Genomic DNA, 19,249 nt, shown 5'->3' on the forward strand with positions numbered 1-19,249 from the left:
TGTTACAATGGCTTTAACCCGATCGCGGGCGTCGGTCGGGTCGCGCGGCATAAAAGCCACCGCACGCGGTAATACTCTGAGAGAAACGCGAATCAAATCCCACGCGCGGAGGTGGCTTTATGATCGGGAAGGTCGAAATCTGCGGGGTGGACACGAGCAGGCTGCCGGTGATTAAGAACGAGCGCATGCGCGAGTTGTTTCCCCAAGTGCACGCGGGCGACCAGCGCGCGCGGCATGAATTCATACAGGGCAATCTACGTCTGGTGCTGAGCGTGCTGCAACGCTTCCACAACCGCGGCGAAAACGTGGACGACCTGTTTCAGGTGGGCTGCATCGGGCTCATGAAGGCCATAGACAACTTTGACTTATCACAAAACGTGCGGTTCTCCACCTACGCCGTGCCGATGATTATCGGCGAAATTCGGCGCTATCTCCGGGACAACAACCCGATCCGGGTGTCGCGTTCGCTGCGCGATATGGCCTACAAGGCGCTCAAGGCGCGCGACCACTTGGTGCAGCGCGACGGGCGCGATCCGACGGTGGCCGAGATCGCGCGCGAGATGGAGGTGCGCGAGGAGGACGTGGTGTTCGCGCTCGAGGCCATCCAAGACCCGGTGTCGCTGTACGATCCGGTATTCCAGGACGGCAGCGATTCGATCTACGTGCTCGACCAGGTGCGCGACGACCGGGTGAGCGAGGACGACTGGGTGCGCTCGCTCTCAATCAAGCAGGCGCTTTCGCGCCTGGGCGCGCGCGAGCAGAAGATCATCCGCCAGCGCTTCTTCGCCGGTCGCACGCAGATGGAGGTGGCCGAAGAGATCGGCATCTCGCAGGCGCAGGTCTCGCGGCTGGAGAAGGCGGCGCTGGCGCAGATGAAGAAGTACGTATAAATCGATTGCGCACGGCGTTCGCCCGCCCTCGCAGCATAGCCCCCCGGCAAACCCCCGCCATGCGAAAGCTCGGCGGGGGTTTGCCGTTGATCGGGCCCGACCGGACGTCCGGTCTTTTGCCATCGGTTAATTTTCCAGGCAGCGCTTGACGGCAAAACATTGTTTTGTTATACTCTTGTCGTAACAATGTTTTGTTTCGTATGAAGGCCAGAGGTGAGGGGGCGCTTATGGAAGACTGGATTTCCAAAAAGGAGTTGCTGGACGCGACGGGCATCTCCTATGGGCAGCTTTACCGATGGAAGCGGGAGCGGCTGATCCCGGACAGCTGGTTCGCCAAGCGGTCGGCGTTCACGGGACAGGAGACGTTTTTGCCCAGGCGCGCCGTCGAGCGCATTCAATTCATCCTGGAAAACAAGGATCGCTACTCGCTGACGCAGCTGATGGACATGCTGTCGCCCGAGGCCGCGAGCCGCACCTACCGGGCGGAGGCGGTGGGGATGCTGCCCTTCGCCGCGCGCCCGGCGGCGGCGCTGCGACGATTGATCCGCTCGGAGGAATTCGACCACGGGCAGGCGCTGTGCGTGATGATTGCGGCGGACGTGCAGCGCGCGGGCGTAAAACTGAGCGACGACACGCTGCGCGAGGTGCTCGACGCGCTGATCGCCTGGCAGCAGGCCGGACTGTTGGGCAAGGACGACGGGCGGATCGTGCTGCTCAAAAGCGGGGAGGCCTACCTGCCGCTCTACCTCCAGCCGGATGGCGTGGTTCACCCGCCAAAGGGCGTTGAGGTCGCTTGGGGCCTGTCGCTCTCGGATCTGCCGGAGAAATGCAACCGACTGCTGGGGAAATTGTTGGAGGGGGAAGAGAACCATGCATGAGAACCTTCAGGACTTGAAGGCGTCCGGCTCGGCCAGGCTCGGCGGCGGCACGTACCGAAACGTAAACGTCTCGGGCAGTGCTTATATCGACGGAGACGTCGCATGCGAGGCGTTTGTATCTTCAGGCAGCGTCAAGGTGGCGGGCGGCGTCAAAGGCGACCGGTTTAAGGCGTCGGGCAGCGCCCGCATCGAAGGGAACGCATCCGTCGGCGAATTCCGCGTCGGCGGCACGGCGTCGGTGGGGGGCAACCTGGACGCAAAGGAGTTGCTCTCGTCGGGCACTTTCAAAGTAGAGGGCGACGTGACCGCGAAAAACGAAGTTAAGCTCAGCGGAATCAGTGCTGTCGGCGGGGCAATCCGGGCCGGAACGCTGCATGCCACCGGCAGCCTGAAAGCCGCCAAGGGCATCGAGTGCGAGGCGCTGACGCTCTCAGGGGCCTTCGAGGTGGGCGGCCTAATCAACGCGGGTACCGCGGACATCAGCCTGGCCGGGCAGAGCCGCATCGACGAGATCGGCGGCGAGCGCGTTTCCGTGCGTCGCGGCGGCATCTTTGGCGCGCTGGGCATCCCACTTCCGTTAGAACTTCCGTTCGGCCTGGGCGGTTTTCTCACCGCCGATTCCATCGAGGCCACCTGCGTCTTTCTGGAGTTTACCCGTGCCAAGGTGGTGCGCGGCGCGGAAGTGACCATAGGAAGCGGCTGCGAAATCGACCGCGCGGAGTATTCCGTTTCATTGGACGTAGCGGAGGACGCCGTCGTGCGGGAGCGGATCAAGGTAGATTAGGTATGGCGGGCGGCCTATGAATTGCGAGGAGGCGGGCAACCGCAGGTTATCCGCCTCCTCGGCCTCCATTCATCACGCCATCTTCAGCAACTCCGTCTGCAGTTGCCGGATGATGCGCTTTTCCAGGCGCGATATGTAGCTTTGCGAGATGCCCATCAGGTCGGCGACCTCCTTCTGCGTGTGTTCGCAGCCGCCGTACAGGCCGTAGCGCAGCCCCACGATCCGCTTCTCGCGCGCGCCCAGTCGTCTGACCGCCTCGTAGAGCATCTGCCGTTCGACGTCGGCGTCGAGGTCGCGCGACACCAGGTCGCTGTCGGTGCCGAGCACGTCGCTCAGCAGCAGCTCGTTGCCGTCCCAGTCGGTGTTGAGCGGTTCGTCGAACGACACCTCCATCTTGAGTCGGTTGGTGCGCCTGAGCACCATCAGGATCTCGTTCTCGATGCAGCGCGACGCGTAGGTGGCCAGCTTGATGTTCTTGTCGGGGTTGAACGAACCCACCGCCTTGATAAGCCCGATCGCGCCGATGGAAATCAAGTCTTCAATGCCTATGCCCGTATTCTCGAACTTGCGCGCGATGTAGACCACCAGCCGCAAGTTGTGCTCGATCAGCGCGGCGCGCGCCCGCGTATCGCCCGCGCCCATGGCGCGCATGGCCCGTGTCTCCGCGTCCCGGTCGAGCGGCGCAGGCAGCATGTCGCAGCCGCCGATGTAGCACACGCTGCCCCGCCGTATCCTGACCACCAGCCCAAGCACCGTCTGCCTCATCGCCTGATGTGCGGGATAGACCATCGGTACCGACCTCCTTCTTCGCTTTTGATGATCCGCCTGCCGGCGGGTGTTATTCTTCCAATCACCGCGGGCGCCAGCGCGTGCGCCGAGCCCGGTATCCTGCCCGGATACACCGCCACCCACACGTCGGGCGCGCGCATCCAGCCGTCGCCGTAGCTCACGAGCAGCTCGTCCGGCGAAAAGCAGCCCATCCTCCCCTGCCCGCCCAGCGCGCCGTAGCTGACCAGCCGAAATTCCGGTGGCAAGGTCGAGACCGGCCGCATAGGATCGAAGGGGGCGGGCAGCATCCGCCTGAGCCTTCCCGCTTCCACGATCAGCACCGGCAGACCGCTCAGCGGCTCGTGCAGCCGGTTGCCGGTATCGATCAGCGCGGTCAGCCGCGCAGAAACATTGCCCCGCCGGATCAGCACCTGCGCCTCCCAACGCTCGAGCCGCTGCGCGCGCACCGCCAACGCCGCCACCAGCGCCGCGCCGCCGGCGATCGCGCCGAGCGACAGCGTCAGCGGCGACGGGCCGCCCAGCAGCCGGATGAGCAGCTGCTGCGCCCCGCCCAGAAACACCGTGCCGCCCACGAGCATCAGCGTGCCGCTCGCCAACTCCTTAGCGCTTCCAACCCTCACGCCCACGAGCGTCAGCACGACCGCCAACATCGCCTGGCAGGGCAGCCAGTTCAGCTGCGGGAACCAGCCGGAGCGCGCGGCCACCGCGTACAGCGCGCCGAACCCGGCCGCGCACAGCACATGCCCCCACCGGATGCGACCCCGGCTGCGCGCCACCGCCGCGATGATGATCGTATTCATGGTGAAATTGATTAGCGCGTATACCTCAATCGAAATCGCCACGCCACCACCGCCCACTTGTCCAGTATAGAGAGCCCGTCCCGCGAATAACGCAGCATGGCGGCGTCTCAATCGCCATTTTGTTTGACAAATATCGATCATTATGGTGCTATTCTCCAGCATTTTACGCCCAATTATGCACCATTCGACCACAAAAAACGGCACCGACGTTAATTATCGGTGCCGTTGCGCGGTCAATTTCTTCCATTATTAAGCGCGAAGAGGGCTGACTTTCGACAAATCAGCATGGACTTGGGCGAATCTGTCGAAATCTGGGCCGCGCTCGGCGGCCGTGGCATCCGTATTGCATCATTACCGTAAGGAGAGGCCGGACAGCCTCCTGGGCCGGTAGCCGCCGCGCATATACCGGTCGGTCGGCACAATCGAGGCGCACAGCGTATTGTGCATGTCGGAGGCGTCTCCGCCGCCCTGCTCCAGGATCATCATGCGGCCGCGCGCGGCGTCCAGGTAATACAGAAAGAACACTACGTGCGCGTTGTAACGCACCAGGATGTCGGCCGGTCGCAGCGCTTCGTATCCGGGCAGCGTGCGGTACAGGCCCACATCGTAGAGCCGGCGGGTGCGGATCCAGGCGTTGCGGTGCGAGCCGCCCCACACGCTCATGCCCACGAACGAGGAGCAGTCGTTGCCCACGTACATGCCGTCGCGGCGCTTGGTCGGGCTGAGCAGGTGGTAGCCCTTGCCGCTGTCCAGGTAGAAGCCCTGGGCCACCGCCTTGACCACATTGTACGTGCGGTTGATCGAATTCTTGCCCAGGCCGTGCTGAATGTAGGGCAGCCCGTAGTAGACCACGCCGGGCATGAAATCCTTCTGTGTGCCGTAGGCGCGCGTCCAGTAGCGCTGAGTCTTTTGGGTCATCCAGGGAAAGCGGTACATGGCGAACGCGCGGGTGACGATCTGGGCGCGCAGGTCGGCATCGTTTTGCGTGATGTGGCCCGAGCGCATCAGCCGGTTGACTTGGCCGAGCGCGCTGCGATATACCGCGTCGATCTTTTGGATATTTTCTTCGATCGCGCCGGGCGCGGTGTTGCGCGCCGGGACAGTTCGCGCCATCTGCTCGTCGGGCACGGTGGGCAGTTCGACGCTCACGCGCAGCGTGCGCACCGCGTAGACGCTCGGTCGGTCCTTGGCGCGCGCGCGTATCTTCACCGTGCCCGGCGCGAGTGCAACGACGTGCCCGCGTTCGTCCACGGTGGCGAGTTTTTGATTGCTCGAATTCCACACGACGTCGGCGGACGCGCTCACCGGCAGCGGGTGGGCAGTCAGGTCCAGGGTTTGGCCTACCAGCAGTCGGTCGTCTTCGGGCAGCAGGATGAGTTTTCGCGGCGGCGCGGCCTGCGCGGCGGTTGAGAGCGCGCACAGCGCGAGCAGCAGGGCGAGCGTCTTCCAGAAGCGCTTCATCGGCAGTCCTCCTTTGCGTGGCGTGTCTCTGCAACAAAAGGGCCGCCGCGAACGCGGCGGCCCTCGCAGACCATTGGTAAAACGTCGTTGAGCGGCAAATGCCGCTCGGCAACCCATACGCGCCCGCAGGCGCGTACAAAGGGCGGGAAGATTTCGAGCCTTGCGTCGGCGGGATTTATTTGCGCTTCAGGAAGTTCGGCACGTCGGGCGAAAAGCCGCGGCGCTGGGGCTCGCGCTCTTCCTCGAACGAGCGGTCCTGATACACCCGCTCCCTGGGCTGCGGCTGCGGCTGCGGCTGGGGTTGCGGCTGATATTGAGGCTCGTTTTGGTACTGGGGCTGGTATTGCGGCTCGCGCGCGGCCTCTTCCTCATAGCGGGGCGGGTTCGAGCGGAAGGTGAAGTTGGCCGCGTCGTCGAGGTAAGAGCGGCGCGCCGGGCGCTGCTCGCCCGCGAAGATCGGCGACACCTCGGCGCCGTCGCCCATGCGGCGCTGCGGCTGCGCGGGTTGGGCCTGATCGGCCGGCGGGGTGAACGGCACCTTCTCGAAGCCGGTCGCGATGACGGTGATGTGCACCTCGTCCTTGAGCGACTCGTCGATGCCCGCGCCAAAGATGATGTTGGCCTCTGGATCGGCGGCCTGGGTGATTAGCTGCGCGGCCTCGTTGATGTCGATGATCGAGGTGTCCGCGCCGCCGGTGATGTTTATCAGCACCGCGCGCGCGCCGTCGATCGAGGTCTCGAGCATCGGGCTCGAGATGGCCTGCTTGGCGGCGTCCACCATGCGGTTCTCGCCCTTGCCCACGCCGATGCCCATGTGCGCAAGGCCCCTGGACTCCATGACCGAACGCACGTCGGCGAAGTCGAGGTTAATCATCGACGGCACCGCGATCAGGTCGGAGATGCCCTGGATGCCCTGGCGCAGCGTGTCGTCGGCGATGCGGAAGGCATCGTTCATCGTCGTGCCCTTGCTGACCACCGACAGGAGCCGGTCGTTGGGCACCACCACCAGCGTGTCCACGTTGATCTTGAGCTGCTCGATGCCGTACTCGGCGTTCTTCATGCGCTGACGCCCCTCGAACAGGAACGGCTTCGAAACCACGCCGATGGTCAGGATGTTCATGCCGCGCGCGATTTCCGCGATGACCGGCGCCGCGCCGGTGCCGGTGCCGCCGCCCATACCGCAGGTCACGAACACCAGGTCCGCGCCCTTGAGCGCCTGCATGAGCTCGTCCCGGCTCTCCTCGGCGGCCTGCTGGCCGATTTGGGGCTTGGCGCCCGCGCCCAGCCCCTTGGTGGCCTTTTCGCCGATCTGTATCTTGGTGGGCGCCTTGGAAAGCGACAGGGCCTGCTTGTCGGTGTTGACGGCGATGAAGTCCACGCCGCGCAGCCCGGTGTCGAGCATGCGGTTGACCGCGTTGGTGCCGGCACCGCCCACGCCCACAACCTTTATCGAGGCAAAGTTGATATCTCCCACGTCAAATTCCAGCACAAGGCATCCCCCTCGTCCTTTAAAATTATTTTCTGCCAAACAGGGCGCGCACGCCGTCGGCCAGCCGGCCGGGCAGCGTCTCTTCCTGAGCCGTGCGCTGTTCGATGGAATCGAATACCAGGTCCACCAGGCCGAGCGCGCTGGCGAACGCGGGGCTGTTGAGCTTTGCGGCCTTGGCCATCGGGATCTTGATCGGGCGTCCCAGCTTGCTCGACAAGTATTCGCGCCCGCCGCGCATCATCGAAAGCCCTCCGCCGGTCACAAACACCTGCGAGCGCGCGCCGAGCAGCTCCTCGCACTCCTTGAGCGCCAGTTCGAGCATATTAATCAAGTCGCCCACGGTGTTCTCGATGATCGACTGCACAAACGCACGCGGAAAGGTCAGGCGCTGCCCGCGGTCGTCGGTGACCTCGGGGTCGCCCGCCTGATCGAACTCGTCGGGCATGAAGATGTACTCGCGCTTGATCTGCTCGGCCGCGCGCATCGGGATCGAAAGCTCGCTCGCGAGGTCCGCGGTGATGTGCCCGCCGCCCATAGGCAGCACCGCGTGGTACACCATCGCGTCGCCCCAGATCACCGAAAACTCGGTGTTCAGGTAACCCACGTCGATCAGCACCGCCACCCGGTCGCGCTCCTCGATCGACAAAAGCAGCATGCTCTCGCCCATCGACGGCGCCAGAAAGCCTAGCACGCCGAGCCCGAGATCGGTGAGCAGATGCGTGACATCCTCGATGAAGCTGGGATCGGCCAGCACGAACGACACGGAAGCGGTGAGCGTCCGCCCCCTGACCCCCTCGGGAGAGCCGGTCTTCTTGCCCTCGTCCACCTGGAACCAGGCGGGACTGCGGTGAATCACCGGCGCGCCCATCGACTTTAGATCGAGCTGATCGGCGGCGGCGTCATGCACCAGCACGATATCTGCGTCGCTCACCCGCCCGTCGGGTGCGCCTACGTCAACCTGCGCCACTGTGTTGACCACGCGAATGTACTCGCAGGGCACCCCCACGTACACCTCGCGGATGTGGGTCTTGGCCTCGAGTTCGGCAGCACTGACCGAATTGCGCACCGCCTGGGCCAATTCATCGGGCGCGTTCCACCGCCCGTTCATGTACCCGTCATACGGCACAGTTCCGGACCCGGTGATGTCGCACCGGTTGAAGCCGCCGCTCTCCGCCAGCAGCGTCACAATCTTGGAAGTGCCGAAGTCTATGGCCGCGGCTACGCTTTTCATGCTTGTCCATCGCCTGCCTTGTCATCAATCGGTACGCCTCATATACCCATACTGTTTATATTATACAGGTTTCGCGTGTAAAAGGAAAGGGGCTTTTGCGTCAAAATTTCGCCATTTACGCATATAAAGCGCCTACGGCGCGCTATAGATCGCATCCTTGCCGCTGGCCACGTTGATCGTGCCCGAAGACGCGCCCTCCGCGGTCAGGCTGTTCAGCGCGCTCTGCATCCACATAAGCTTGGCGTCCATGCTCGCGGCGTCGCCCAGCTTGACCATCATGCCCGCGCGCGTCATCAGGTAAAGATTGTCCAGATCGGACACATTCAATTCGCTGATTAGCTCGGTCAGACCCTGAGAGCGGGCCGCGCCCAGCACGCTCGCCATCGCGTCCACTTGGGTGGGCACGCTCGATCTGACCGGCCGGCCCGGCTGGTAGCCGGTGGCCGAAAGGCCGGTGACCACCGGCAGCGCGCCCTCAGGCAGCGAGCGCAGCACCTCGATCACCACGCCCGCCTCGTCCACCGCGATCGACATGCCCAGGTGATTGACGACGGCGGCGCGCGTGCGCTCGCGCACGTTCAGGCGCACGGTGTCGGGCCAGACGACCTCGACGTCCGTCAGCGCGACGTTGCCCTCGCGCTCAAACGCGCGCGCGACCGCCGCCCGGTCGACCGTGAAGATGCTGCGCCCGGGCAAAATGCCGGACAGCTCGACGATCTGCTGATCGCCCACGCGCTCGTTGCCGCTGACGGCGACGCGCCTCACCACAAACACCCGGCTGACCACAAAACCCGCAGCCAAAACGAAGACGAGGCCGAGCACCAGCCCTGAAGGGCCTGCCCGCCTGCGTCCGCTTCGATATCTTCTGCTCGCTGCCATTTGTAACCCTCTTATCCTTTATAGCCGCTCTATCTTGCCCCCGAGCGCGCTGATCGATGCCTCCAGCTTTTCGTAGCCGCGGTCGATCAACTCCACGCCCGACACCTCGGTCACGCCCTCGGCGGCCAGGCCCGCCAGCACCAGCGCCGCGCCGCCGCGCAGGTCGCGCGCGCTCACGCGCGCGCCGGTCAACCGGCCGCCGCGCACCACGCAGGTTCGGCCGCCGCTCATCCAGATGTCCGCGCCCATGCGCCGAAGCTCCGGCGCATGCGCGAACCGGTTCTCAAACACGTTTTCCACGATCACCGACGCGCCCTCGGCGACGCAGGCCAGCGCCATAATTTGAGCCTGCATGTCCGTGGGGAAGCCGGGGAACGGCTGGGTAGAAACCTCGATGGCGTGAAGCCGTGCGGGCGCGCGCAGCATGACGCGCCCTTCCTCGCACGCGATCTCACAACCGGCCTTGCGCAGCTTGTCGAGCACCGCGCCCATGTCGCCGACAATCGCGCCGATGAGCGCGATCTCGCCGCCGGTCATCGCGGCCGCGGTCAGCAGCGTCGCGCCCGCGATCCGGTCGGGCATGGGCCGGAACCTGGCTCCGTGCAGCCCCTCCACGCCCTCTACGGTGATGCGCCCGCCGCCCGCGCCCGATACGCGCGCGCCGCAGGCGTTCATGAACCGCTGCAGGTCGAGGATTTCCGGCTCGCGCGCCGCGTTGTGGATCACGGTCCGGCCCGTAGCCACGGCAGATGCCATCATCACGTTCTCGGTCGCGCCCACGCTCGGAAAGTCCAGGTGCACCTCGCCGCCCGACAGCGCGCTGCCGTCGCAGTAAATCATACCATGCGCTTCTTCGATCTTAACGCCCAGCGCGCGCAGGCCCTTGAGGTGCAGGTCGATCGGCCGCTGCCCGATTTCGCAGCCGCCGGGATAGGTAACCACCGCCTTGCGAAAGCGGCCCAGCATCGGCCCCATCATGAAGATGGACGATCGAAGCGCCTTCGACAGCGCGGCGGGCATCTCGTAGCCGCTGGCCGCGCGCGCGTCGATCGTCGCCCGACCGCCTGACACGCGGCAGTCGCAGCCCAGCGTGGTAAGTATTCCGAGCATGTTGCGGGTATCGATCAGCTCGGGAAACCCCTCGATCACCACCGGCTCGCTGGTTAAGATCGCCGCAGCCAAAATAGGCAGCACCGCGTTTTTCGCGCTGCCCACAAAGACCTCCCCGGTGAGCCTTTCGCCGCCGGTGATCCGGAAAACTTCCACATGGCACACCTCCAATGATCCGGAGCCACACCATCAGCATATGCCCCGCCGGACGATTGGTGAATTCCAGGGAAAATTTTAGCCCGTCCACCGTATGAAAATTTACGTCCGGCTCTGCCGCGCGATGCGCAGCACCAGCGCGACTGCGGCCATGATGATGGCGATCGAGGTTCCGCCGGCGCTGAACAGCGGCAACGGCAGCCCGGTCGTGGGCATCAGCCCCACCACCACCATGACGTTCATCACCGTCTGCACGCCCAGCATCGCCACGATCCCGCCGGCCAGCAAGCTCCCGAACCGATCCTCGCAAGCCATCGCGATGCGCAACCCGAAGTAGATCAGCAGGAAGAACAGTGAAAGCACGATCAGGCCGCCGATCAGCCCCATGTCCTCCCCCACCACCGCGAAGATAAAGTCGCTCTCGGGATAGGGCAGGAACGCGAACTTCTGCCGCCCCCGCCCGAGCCCCATGCCGAACAGCCCGCCCGAGCCGAACGCCAGCAGCGACTGGGCCAGCTGGTAGCCCTCGTCGGTCAGCTTGGCAAAAGGGTCGCGGAACGACATCAGCCGCGCGCGCCGGTAGGGTTCCGACAGCGCGTAGAACGCGCCGAGCAGCGTGCCGCCCGCACCCAGCAGCGTAAGGTGCCGCCACTTCGCGCCCGCCATCATTACCATGACCGCCGCCACGATCAAGATCGAACCCGCCGTGGACAGGTTGGGCTGAAGCAGCACCAGGAAGAACATGGCGACGGGCACGATCAGCATGGGCGCGACGCCGGTGAACAGCCGGGAAACCTTCGCCTCCCGGCGGCTGAGCGCGCGCGCCATGAACAGCACCATGGCGTACTTGGCCAGCTCCGACGGCTGAAAGCTGATCGGCCCGAGTCTGAGCCAGCGGCGCGAGCCGTTAATCATCCGCCCAATGCCGGGTACCGGCACGAGCGCCAGCATTGCAAGGCTAACCAGCAGCAGCCCCCCGCATACGACCGGCTTGCGCAGCACGCGGTAGTCGATCTTCGCCACGGCCAGCATCATCACGGCGCCCAGCGCGATGCCCATCAGTTGGCTGAGCACGTCGGCGTACTGACCGCCGGCCGTGTCCTGGGCGTTGTAGAAGCTGGCGGCGTAGAGCACCACGAGCCCCAGCGCCAGCAGCAGCAAAAATACCGTGAGAAACCCTCGCGCGTTGCGGTCCATCGGCCGCGCCGCCTTTGCTTTGGCCCCGAATTCAGAGCGGGCGGTCAATCGGTTCGGGGCGCAAGCGCCCCCACGATGCGCTTGAACTCCGCGCCCCGGTGCTCGTAATCGCGGAACAGGTCAAAGCTGGCGCAGGCCGGGGACAAGAGCACAGTGCCGCCCTCGGCCGCGAGCGAACGCGCCATGTTTACCGCCCGCTCGAAGTCCATGCCGGCGCGCGCGTAGCTTGTATAGCCCACCTGATCGAGCGCGCGGGCGATCTCGTCCGCAGTCGCGCCCACCAGCACCACATGTGCGATCGGCCCCTCGGCAATCGCGCGCGCCAGCGGCAACATGTCCACCTGCTTGCTGGAGCCGCCCGCGATCAGCACGGTCGGGGCCTTCATGGCCGCGATGGCCCTGCGCGTGGAATCGACGTTGGTGCCCTTCGAGTCGTTGATGTAGCTGATGCCCTCGAGCGTGCGCACAAACTCGCAGCGATGCTCCACGCCCTTGAACGTGCGCAGCGTGTGCCGGATCACCGGCACCGGCACCCCGGCCTCTATGGCGATCGCGGCGGCGGCCAGCGCGTTTTCCAGGTTGTGCGGCCCCGGAATGAACACCTCGTCCGCCGGGCACACGCAGCGGTGCGCGTCGGCACTGCCGTATACGATCGCGCCGCCTAAGATGAACGCACCCACGGGCGGCACCTGCGTCCGGGAGAACCACGCGACGCGGCCGGGCGCGCGCTCGGCCAACGGGACGAGCGCCGGGTCGTCGTAGTTGAGCACCAGGCAGTCGTCTTGGACCTGATTTTCGAAGATGCGCGCCTTGAGCGCGATGTAGTTTTCCATCGTGCCGTGGCGGTTCAGGTGATCCTCGGTGATATTCAGGATGGCCGCGATCGACGGGTGGAACGAGCGGACGGTCTCCATCTGGAACGAGGACACCTCGCACACCACCGCGTCCGTGTCGCGCGTCCCGGCCGCCACGCTCGCGTAAGGCAGCCCGATGTTGCCCACGACGAACGTCAGCTTGCCCGCGTTTTTGAAGATTTCGCCCAGCAACGTGGTGGTGGTGGTCTTGCCGTTGGTGCCGGTGATCGCGATCAGCCGTCCCCTGGCGTACCGGAAGGCCAGTTCCAGCTCGCCGATCAGCTCGATCCCGCGCGCGCGCGCCGCATCAACCACCGGATGGCCGATGGGCACGCCGGGACTGATTACCACCTGATCCACGTCGTCGAGCAAGCCTTCGACCGGCTCGCCCAATCGGTACTCGACGCCTTCCAAGTTCTCAAGCGGCGCGAGCGCCTCTTTGAGCTGCTCGCGCCCCTTGGCGTCCGACAGCCGCACGCGCACGCCCTGACCCGCCAGCAGCGATGCCGCCGCCACGCCGCTGCGCGCCATGCCGACTACGAGCACCCTTTTTGGTCTTTCCATTGCGTTTTCACACCCCCGGGCCGGTTTTCCCCTATCTATTTATGCCGCCCCTACGCGGTAAATCCCAACAGCGCCACCAGGCACAAAAGCGCCGTCACAATCATATACATCGACACGATGCGCGTCTCCGGCATGCCCGACAACTCGAAGTGATGGTGCAGCGGGGCCATGCGGAACACCCGCTTGCCATGCGTCAGTTTGAAGTAGCCGATCTGGATGATGTCGGACAGGCTCGACACCACCATCGAAAGCGCTATGATTGGCAGCAACAGCGACAGCCGCGTCGTAAGGCATACCGCCGCCAGCGCGCCGCCGATCGCGAACGAGCCCACGTCGCCCATGAACACACCCGCCGGATAGACGTTAAAGCGCAAGAAGCCCATCAGCGCGCCGGTCGCCGCGCCGCAGAACAGCATCAGCGAGGTGAGGCTACCGTCTTGTTCCGGGTTCTCGCCCCTTGCCAGCAGCATCACGATCATCGCCATCGTGATAAAATCGATCAGCGAGCAGCCGGCCAGGAGGCCGTCCAGCCCGTCCAGCAGGTTGGCCGAGTTGACCGTGCCCACCAGCACGAACACCATGAACGGAATAAAGAACCAGCCGAGATCCCAGGTCAAACCGGTGAACGGCACAATCAGCTTGGAGCTGATGGTCGGTTCGTTGTACGCCCACACAGAGAGCGCCGCCGACAGCGCCAACTGCGGGATGACCTTCTGAATCGGCGTCAACCCCAGCGAGCGCTTGCGCTTGACCTTGATGAAGTCGTCCACGAAGCCGATCGCGCCAAAACCCAGCGTTCCAATCAGCGCCACCCACAAAAAGTTCCCGCGCGCGTAGCCGTGGGACAGCAAGACGGGCACGAGCAGCATGGGCACGACGAAGATGATGCCGCCCATCGTGGGGATGCCTTGCTTTTTCTTGTGGGTCTCGGGACCCAGCTCAAAGATGGTCTGGCCGAACTTCATCCGCTTAAGCCAGGGAATCACCACCGGGCCGATCGCGATGGCCGCCAGAAACGAGAGGATCACCGACAAAATCAAACGCTGCATCCTATGTAACCTCCAAACGAGTCATTTCCCATCCGCCATTTCGGCCAGCAGCTGCTGGACGACCACCTTTTCGTCGAACGGGTGTTTGACCCCCTTGACCTCCTGATAGGTCTCGTGGCCCTTGCCTGCCAGCACAACCACGTCGCCGGGCCCCGCCATCTCAAGCGCCGCCCGGATGGCCTCGCGCCGGTTTTCGATCACCCGATACGCGCCGCCGGTCGGCCGGATGCCGCGCTCGATTTCGTCGAGAATCGCGTTGGGGTCCTCGCTGCGCGGGTTGTCGCTGGTCAGGATGCAGTAGTCGGCGAGCCGCCCGCCGATCGCGCCCATGATCGGGCGCTTTTCGTGGTCGCGGTCGCCGCCGCAGCCAAACAGCGCGATCACGCGCGCGCGCGCCGTCTGGCGGATCGTGCTCAGGATGTTCTCGAGCGCGTCGGGCGAATGGGCGTAGTCGAGAATCACCCGGTAGGGCGTCTCGGTCTCGAGCAGCTCGATGCGCCCGGGTACGCCGCGCAGCTGGGCCAATCCCTGCCCGATCGCGCGCTTGTCCACGCCCAGCACATGACCGAGCGCCGCCGCCATCATCGAATTGTACACATTAAACACGCCGGCCAGCTGCAGGTTGACCGCGATCTTGAAACGCTTCGAAAAGGTCAGTTGGTACGCGAGGCCCCGCTCGCCCACCTCGATGTCGTTGGCGTGGATGCCCGACGGCACGCGGATGCCCACGTCGGTCGCCGGGATGCCGAGTGCCTTCACGGCTGTCGCTACGCGCTCGTCGTCGGCGTTGTACACCACGTGGCCGCACTTCTCGCGCGTGAGCAGCTTGAGCTTGGCCTGCATGTAGCGATCCATGTCGCCGAAGAAATCCAGGTGATCCTGCGACAGGTTGGTAAAGCCCGCCACTTCGAAGAAAATGCCTTCGAGCTTGCGCAGCGCCAGCGCGTGCGCCGACACCTCCATGACCACATAGGTCACGCCCGCGTCGGCCATGCGCTTGAGCAGGCTCTGAAACTCCACCGGATCGGGGGTGGTCAGGTTGGCGGGAATTTCCTCCTCGCCGATCATCGAGCACACGGTGCCGATCAGCCCCACCTTGTGGCCGGCCGCCTCCAGGATCGACTTGGTCAGGAAGCTCACCGTCGTCTTGCCCTTGGTGCCGGTGATCCCCACGAGCTTGAGCCGCTCGGCCGGCCGGCCGTAAAACTGGGCCGCCATGTACGACAGCGCCGTGCGTACGTCCGGTACGATCACCTGCGCCACGGGCAGGTCGAGCGGGCGCTCTACCACCAGCGCAGCCGCGCCCGCCGCGACCGCCTGGGGCGCGAAGTCGTGCGCGTCGGCGCGCAGGCCGGGGATGCAGAAGAACAGCGCTCCCTCGGTCACCTTGCGCGAGTCGGTGCACAGCGCTGTCACCTGATTGTCCGCGTAACGCTCGATCTTGGTGGGTCCCGGAACATGCTGGGCCAATGTCGTAAGTTTCATGGCTATGCCTCCATTGCTTGGCGTGTCGTAAATCGGCGGTTGCCTAGGACGTACCGCCCGGCTTTTCAAAGATCACCTTTACCGCGCTGGTCGGGGTCACCATCTCGCCCGGCGCGGGCGATTGCGCGACCGCCACGCCGCTGCCCTCGACCGTCATCGTAAGGCCGTAGCCGCGCAGCAGCCGGTTGGCCTCGCCGATCGACAGGTGCGTGACGTCGGGCACCGAAACACGGCGTTCGGCGTCTTCGGCCGGCGCGCCCTCCACGTATAGCATGACCAGCGACCCTTCGGCCATACCGACGCCGGGCGCGGGCAGCTGCATCTCGACCTTCGCGCCCGGACCCTCGAGCAGCGCGGTCAGCCCCGCCGCCCGCAGCGCCTTGATCGCCTCGCCGGTATCCATGCCGACGACGTCGGGCATCGCGACCTCGCGCGCCTTTTTGTCCTTTTGACCCGTGGGCGCGACGCCCAGGTGGATCAGGCTGCGCTCCAGGATCTGCTTGGCGAACGGCGCGGCCGTGACCGAGCCGAAATCCGGGCGGACGGCGGCCTCGTCCACGATGACCAATACCGCGATCTGCGGATCGTCGATCGGCGCGAAGCCCAAAAACGAGCCGATGTGGGTGTCCAATGACACCGCGCCGTCCACGTACATCTGCGCCGTGCCGGTCTTGCCGCCCACGCGGTACTGCTTGAGGTAGGCGTTCTTGCCGCCGCCGCTGGTCACCACGTCCTCGAGCAGCTTGCGCATGGTGGCAGAGGTCTTTTGCGAGATCGGGTGCTTTAGCACGCGGCTTGCTCCCCGAAAAATCACCTCGCCTTCCGGCGAGACCACCTCTTTGACTACGTAGGGCCGCATCAGGTTGCCGCCGTTGACAGCCGCCGAGGCCGCGGTCAGAAGCCCCAGCGGCGTCACCGCCACCGACTGCCCGAATCCGACGCGGGCGATGTCCACGCGCTTGCACTTGTCGCGCGGGATCAGGATGCCGCCCGAATCGCCCTCGATATCCACGCCCGTGGGCGCGCCCAGCCCGAACGCCTCCAGATAGTCGTAGAAGCGCTCCACGCCCAGGCGCAGCCCCAGTTCCACGAACACCGGGTTGCACGAGTTTTGAAGCGCCTTGGCCATCGTCTGCGAGCCGTGCGGCCGGCCCCAGCAACGGATGCGCCCGCCCTCGACCATCACCGAACCCGAACAGTAAAAGCCCTCGTTTACCCGCGTCACGCCGGCCTCGAGCGCCGCCGCGGAGGTGATGATCTTGAACGTGGAGCCGGGCTCGTAGGCGTCGACCACGATGCGGTTGCGCATCAGTTCATTGAGCGCGGCGACGTCGGAGCGCGGCGGGTCGTTCAGGTCGAACGTGGGCTTGGCGCACATGGCCAAGATCTCGCCGGTCTTCGGGTTCATGACCAGCGCGCGCACCGCCTTGGCGCCGTTGACGGTCATCGCCTCGCGGGCCGCCTGCTCCACGATCGACTGGATCGCCGCGTCGAGCGTCAGCGTGACAAGCGATCCTTCCACCGGGGGCACGTGCTCGCGCGCGCCCCCGGCCAGCTCCCGCCCTTTGCCGTCGATCTCGTCCAGCACCCGCCCGGCGCGGCCCGACAGGTACTTGTTGAGCGATTTTTCCAGGCCCGACTGCCCCACCCCGTCGATCGTGGTCAGCCCGATCAACTGGCTGGCGAAGTCGCCCAGCGGATAATAGCGCCGGGTGTCTTCCTCGAGGTAGAGCCCGTTCAGCGCCGGCGACCCGGCCGCGCGGTGCTCGGCGATCATCGCCTTGAGCTGGCGCGCGACCTCCCGGCTCAACTGACGCTTGAGCGTCACGCCGCCCTTTGAACGGTCGGAGGCCTTGCGCGCGATGTCGGCCGCTTCTATATTCAGGACCGGCGACAGCAGCCGCGCGAACAGAGCGGCGTCCGCAACCTGGCGGGGACTGACCGACGCCGCGTAAGCGGTGGCGCTGATGGCCAGCGTACGGCCGCTCCGGTCGTAGATCGTGCCGCGCGAGGGCTGAATCATGCTCTCCTGCGTCCATTGGCTCTGCGCGCGCGCCTGTAAGGCGCGGCTGCTTAGCACCTGAAGGAAGAACAGCTGCCATGACAGCAGGCAGAACAACACGAAGAAGGTCGCCGTCAACAATGCCAGGCGCCGCCTGACCACCGGGCCCGTCGGAACCAACGCTACCCCTCCCGTGCCCGGGAGCCGCACGCTGCCGGGCCTAATCGGCCTGATTGACGGCCATCTGCGAGCGTACTTCGGGGGGCAGCGCGGTGAGCGTCACCACGCGCACCTGTCCTTCGGCGGGGTAGTCCATGCCCAGGTTGTACATGGCCGCATCGCGCACGCGCTCGAGGTTGGCGCGCGCGCTCAGCCGCAGCTCGAGGTTGGTCTGGTCGGTCTCCAACTGCTTGATCTCGTTGACCAGCTTCGAGATGTGCTTGGTCTGCGCCGCCATCTGCGCGTAGCGGTTCACCTGCAAAAACAGGCAAATCACCAACACCCCGAGCGTCGCATACATCAAAAGCCGGTTGCGGCCGGCCAGCTTGCGCCGCTCGGCACGCGGCGCGCGCTCGCGCAGCACCGGCGCGGGGGCGGGAACACGGTTGACGCGGTGGCGCGGCCGGTTTTGACGCGCGGGCGCGTTCGATGCTTTGTCGTCCCACCAGTCCTCCATGTCCGGGATGTATGCCGTTCCGGCCGCCTTGCGGTAATTTGCACTCATAATCGATCCCCCGCGCTTGGTATCCGCTACTCCTTGGGCCCATAGTAGCGGTCGTTGATGTATTCAAGCAACTGCGCGCTCGTCTCCTCCACGGCCTCGCACTCGGCCTGGTAGCGCTCCTCGTCCCAGACCTCGAGGCTTCGGCCCACGCCGACGAAGCGTACGCTCTTGTCGAGCCCCACCCGCTGGCGCAGCGTCGGCGGCAACAGCACCCGCCCCTGTGCGTCCAACTGACTGCCGGGGAAGGAATTGCCGCTGATCATGCGCACGTAGCGCATGCCACGCGCGTCGGTCATGGGAATCTTTGAAAGATCCTCTTCGATCCTCTGCCAATGCTCGGCCGGAAAGAGCGCGATGGCGCTGCGCTCACTGTTGAGCCCGATGGTGAACTGGTCGCCCAGCACCTCGCGGTAAGACGCGGGGATGGTGACGCGGCCTTTTGCATCCATTGTATGTGCCCAATTGCCCGAAAATACGGTCATCTCCCCGTCTGCGCCTCCTTCCGATCGAGTTTCTCCCACAGTATACCACAACGTTCCCCTTTGTGCCACCATTTGACACAAATTTTCCTTGGAAAATGAAAAAACCACCGGAAGGGCGGTTTAGGTAATCGCTGATTAAAGCGCGCGTGCGATGGCGAGTTGAATTTTCGTCAGATCGTGCTCGCAAAAGACGAAGGCGTAGCAGCGCTACGTCGAGGATTTTGCGGGCGCGAGATGGCGAAAAGGCAGCCGCCATCGCGCGTGGGATTTGATCAGCGCTTACTTAGTACCAAACGAAACCATTCATGCGTTCATCAGGCGAGCGAATTATCCGTTTTGGCGTAGCCCGCAACACAGGCGCAGCGGCGCAATGCTTCGACCGGTTTGCCCGAATCCGCCCTGCCTTTCCCGGAGCGCATAAAAAC

The 19,249-nt window shown here is 64.9% G+C and carries 17 protein-coding genes; 3 read left to right on the top strand and 14 right to left on the bottom strand.

Going from position 1 to position 19,249, the window contains the following annotated elements:
* The first annotated feature begins 119 nt into the window (after nucleotides 1–119).
* From sigG to ACH6CV_RS04700, 3 genes are all read left to right on the top strand, one after another.
* Complete coding sequence (gene sigG / locus ACH6CV_RS04690; protein ID WP_456357008.1) at nucleotides 120–890, top strand: RNA polymerase sporulation sigma factor SigG; 771 nt, start codon at nucleotides 120–122, stop codon at nucleotides 888–890.
* A gap of 227 nt (nucleotides 891–1,117) precedes the next feature.
* Nucleotides 1,118–1,768, top strand: coding sequence for a DUF4004 family protein (locus tag ACH6CV_RS04695; RefSeq protein ID WP_456357009.1), 651 nt, complete (start codon nucleotides 1,118–1,120; stop codon nucleotides 1,766–1,768).
* Nucleotides 1,761–2,552, top strand: coding sequence for a polymer-forming cytoskeletal protein (locus ACH6CV_RS04700; protein WP_456357010.1), 792 nt, complete (start codon nucleotides 1,761–1,763; stop codon nucleotides 2,550–2,552). The genes ACH6CV_RS04695 and ACH6CV_RS04700 overlap by 8 nt, the downstream gene beginning before the upstream one ends.
* Nucleotides 2,553–2,624: 72 nt before the next feature.
* On the opposite strand, the gene sigE is transcribed toward ACH6CV_RS04700, so the two are convergent.
* From sigE to ACH6CV_RS04770, 14 genes are all read right to left on the bottom strand, one after another.
* On the bottom strand, nucleotides 2,625–3,341 hold the full coding sequence (gene sigE / locus ACH6CV_RS04705) for an RNA polymerase sporulation sigma factor SigE (protein ID WP_456357011.1): 717 nt from the start codon (nucleotides 3,339–3,341) through the stop codon (nucleotides 2,625–2,627).
* Nucleotides 3,314–4,183, bottom strand: a complete 870-nt coding sequence (locus ACH6CV_RS04710; RefSeq protein ID WP_456357012.1) for a sigma-E processing peptidase SpoIIGA — start codon at nucleotides 4,181–4,183, stop codon at nucleotides 3,314–3,316. The genes sigE and ACH6CV_RS04710 overlap by 28 nt, the downstream gene beginning before the upstream one ends.
* 309 nt (nucleotides 4,184–4,492) lie before the next feature.
* Entirely contained in the window at nucleotides 4,493–5,602 is a 1,110-nt protein-coding gene (locus ACH6CV_RS04715; RefSeq protein ID WP_456357013.1) for an Ig-like domain-containing protein, read from the bottom strand.
* 175 nt (nucleotides 5,603–5,777) lie between these two features.
* On the bottom strand, nucleotides 5,778–7,091 hold the full coding sequence (gene ftsZ, locus ACH6CV_RS04720) for a cell division protein FtsZ (protein ID WP_456357014.1): 1,314 nt from the start codon (nucleotides 7,089–7,091) through the stop codon (nucleotides 5,778–5,780).
* A gap of 25 nt (nucleotides 7,092–7,116) precedes the next feature.
* A complete protein-coding gene (locus ACH6CV_RS04725; RefSeq protein WP_456357015.1) occupies nucleotides 7,117–8,322 on the bottom strand; it encodes a cell division protein FtsA in 1,206 nt (401 codons plus the stop codon).
* 132 nt (nucleotides 8,323–8,454) lie between these two features.
* Nucleotides 8,455–9,201, bottom strand: a complete 747-nt coding sequence (locus ACH6CV_RS04730) for a cell division protein FtsQ/DivIB (RefSeq protein ID WP_456357016.1) — start codon at nucleotides 9,199–9,201, stop codon at nucleotides 8,455–8,457.
* Nucleotides 9,202–9,219: 18 nt separating this feature from the next.
* Complete coding sequence (gene murA, locus ACH6CV_RS04735) at nucleotides 9,220–10,467, bottom strand: UDP-N-acetylglucosamine 1-carboxyvinyltransferase (protein ID WP_456357017.1); 1,248 nt, start codon at nucleotides 10,465–10,467, stop codon at nucleotides 9,220–9,222.
* Nucleotides 10,468–10,569: 102 nt separating this feature from the next.
* Nucleotides 10,570–11,664, bottom strand: coding sequence for a putative lipid II flippase FtsW (ftsW, locus tag ACH6CV_RS04740; protein ID WP_456357018.1), 1,095 nt, complete (start codon nucleotides 11,662–11,664; stop codon nucleotides 10,570–10,572).
* A gap of 44 nt (nucleotides 11,665–11,708) precedes the next feature.
* Nucleotides 11,709–13,082, bottom strand: a complete 1,374-nt coding sequence (murD, locus tag ACH6CV_RS04745; RefSeq protein WP_456357019.1) for a UDP-N-acetylmuramoyl-L-alanine--D-glutamate ligase — start codon at nucleotides 13,080–13,082, stop codon at nucleotides 11,709–11,711.
* 50 nt (nucleotides 13,083–13,132) lie between these two features.
* Nucleotides 13,133–14,131 (bottom strand): phospho-N-acetylmuramoyl-pentapeptide-transferase, encoded by a 999-nt coding sequence (mraY, locus tag ACH6CV_RS04750; RefSeq protein WP_456357020.1) that lies wholly within the window; start codon nucleotides 14,129–14,131, stop codon nucleotides 13,133–13,135.
* 21 nt (nucleotides 14,132–14,152) lie between these two features.
* On the bottom strand, nucleotides 14,153–15,616 hold the full coding sequence (locus ACH6CV_RS04755; RefSeq protein ID WP_456357021.1) for a UDP-N-acetylmuramoyl-L-alanyl-D-glutamate--2,6-diaminopimelate ligase: 1,464 nt from the start codon (nucleotides 15,614–15,616) through the stop codon (nucleotides 14,153–14,155).
* Between the two features lie 43 nt (nucleotides 15,617–15,659).
* On the bottom strand, nucleotides 15,660–17,798 hold the full coding sequence (locus tag ACH6CV_RS04760) for a penicillin-binding transpeptidase domain-containing protein (RefSeq protein WP_456357022.1): 2,139 nt from the start codon (nucleotides 17,796–17,798) through the stop codon (nucleotides 15,660–15,662).
* Between the two features lie 40 nt (nucleotides 17,799–17,838).
* On the bottom strand, nucleotides 17,839–18,342 hold the full coding sequence (locus tag ACH6CV_RS04765) for a hypothetical protein (RefSeq protein ID WP_456357023.1): 504 nt from the start codon (nucleotides 18,340–18,342) through the stop codon (nucleotides 17,839–17,841).
* A gap of 26 nt (nucleotides 18,343–18,368) precedes the next feature.
* Nucleotides 18,369–18,896, bottom strand: a complete 528-nt coding sequence (locus tag ACH6CV_RS04770; RefSeq protein WP_456357024.1) for a division/cell wall cluster transcriptional repressor MraZ — start codon at nucleotides 18,894–18,896, stop codon at nucleotides 18,369–18,371.
* Nucleotides 18,897–19,249 lie beyond the last annotated feature (353 nt).

The sequence above is a fragment of the Anaerozeibacter quisquiliarum genome (assembly GCF_051162045.1).
GTDB lineage: Bacteria > Bacillota > Clostridia > Christensenellales > Aristaeellaceae > Anaerozeibacter > Anaerozeibacter quisquiliarum.

What these genes read in the sequence shown, in the direction of transcription:
- ACH6CV_RS04770 (WP_456357024.1), bottom strand. Translation starts at nt 18,896, where the DNA reads ATGGTGGCACAAAGGGGAACGTTGTGGTATACTGTGGGAGAAACTCGA.
- sigG (WP_456357008.1), top strand. Translation starts at nt 120, where the DNA reads ATGATCGGGAAGGTCGAAATCTGCGGGGTGGACACGAGCAGGCTGCCG.
- murD (WP_456357019.1), bottom strand. Translation starts at nt 13,082, where the DNA reads ATGGAAAGACCAAAAAGGGTGCTCGTAGTCGGCATGGCGCGCAGCGGC.
- ftsW (WP_456357018.1), bottom strand. Translation starts at nt 11,664, where the DNA reads ATGGACCGCAACGCGCGAGGGTTTCTCACGGTATTTTTGCTGCTGCTG.
- ACH6CV_RS04765 (WP_456357023.1), bottom strand. Translation starts at nt 18,342, where the DNA reads ATGAGTGCAAATTACCGCAAGGCGGCCGGAACGGCATACATCCCGGAC.
- sigE (WP_456357011.1), bottom strand. Translation starts at nt 3,341, where the DNA reads ATGGTCTATCCCGCACATCAGGCGATGAGGCAGACGGTGCTTGGGCTG.
- ACH6CV_RS04730 (WP_456357016.1), bottom strand. Translation starts at nt 9,201, where the DNA reads ATGGCAGCGAGCAGAAGATATCGAAGCGGACGCAGGCGGGCAGGCCCT.
- ACH6CV_RS04700 (WP_456357010.1), top strand. Translation starts at nt 1,761, where the DNA reads ATGCATGAGAACCTTCAGGACTTGAAGGCGTCCGGCTCGGCCAGGCTC.
- ACH6CV_RS04695 (WP_456357009.1), top strand. Translation starts at nt 1,118, where the DNA reads ATGGAAGACTGGATTTCCAAAAAGGAGTTGCTGGACGCGACGGGCATC.
- ACH6CV_RS04715 (WP_456357013.1), bottom strand. Translation starts at nt 5,602, where the DNA reads ATGAAGCGCTTCTGGAAGACGCTCGCCCTGCTGCTCGCGCTGTGCGCG.
- ACH6CV_RS04755 (WP_456357021.1), bottom strand. Translation starts at nt 15,616, where the DNA reads ATGAAACTTACGACATTGGCCCAGCATGTTCCGGGACCCACCAAGATC.
- ACH6CV_RS04725 (WP_456357015.1), bottom strand. Translation starts at nt 8,322, where the DNA reads ATGAAAAGCGTAGCCGCGGCCATAGACTTCGGCACTTCCAAGATTGTG.
- mraY (WP_456357020.1), bottom strand. Translation starts at nt 14,131, where the DNA reads ATGCAGCGTTTGATTTTGTCGGTGATCCTCTCGTTTCTGGCGGCCATC.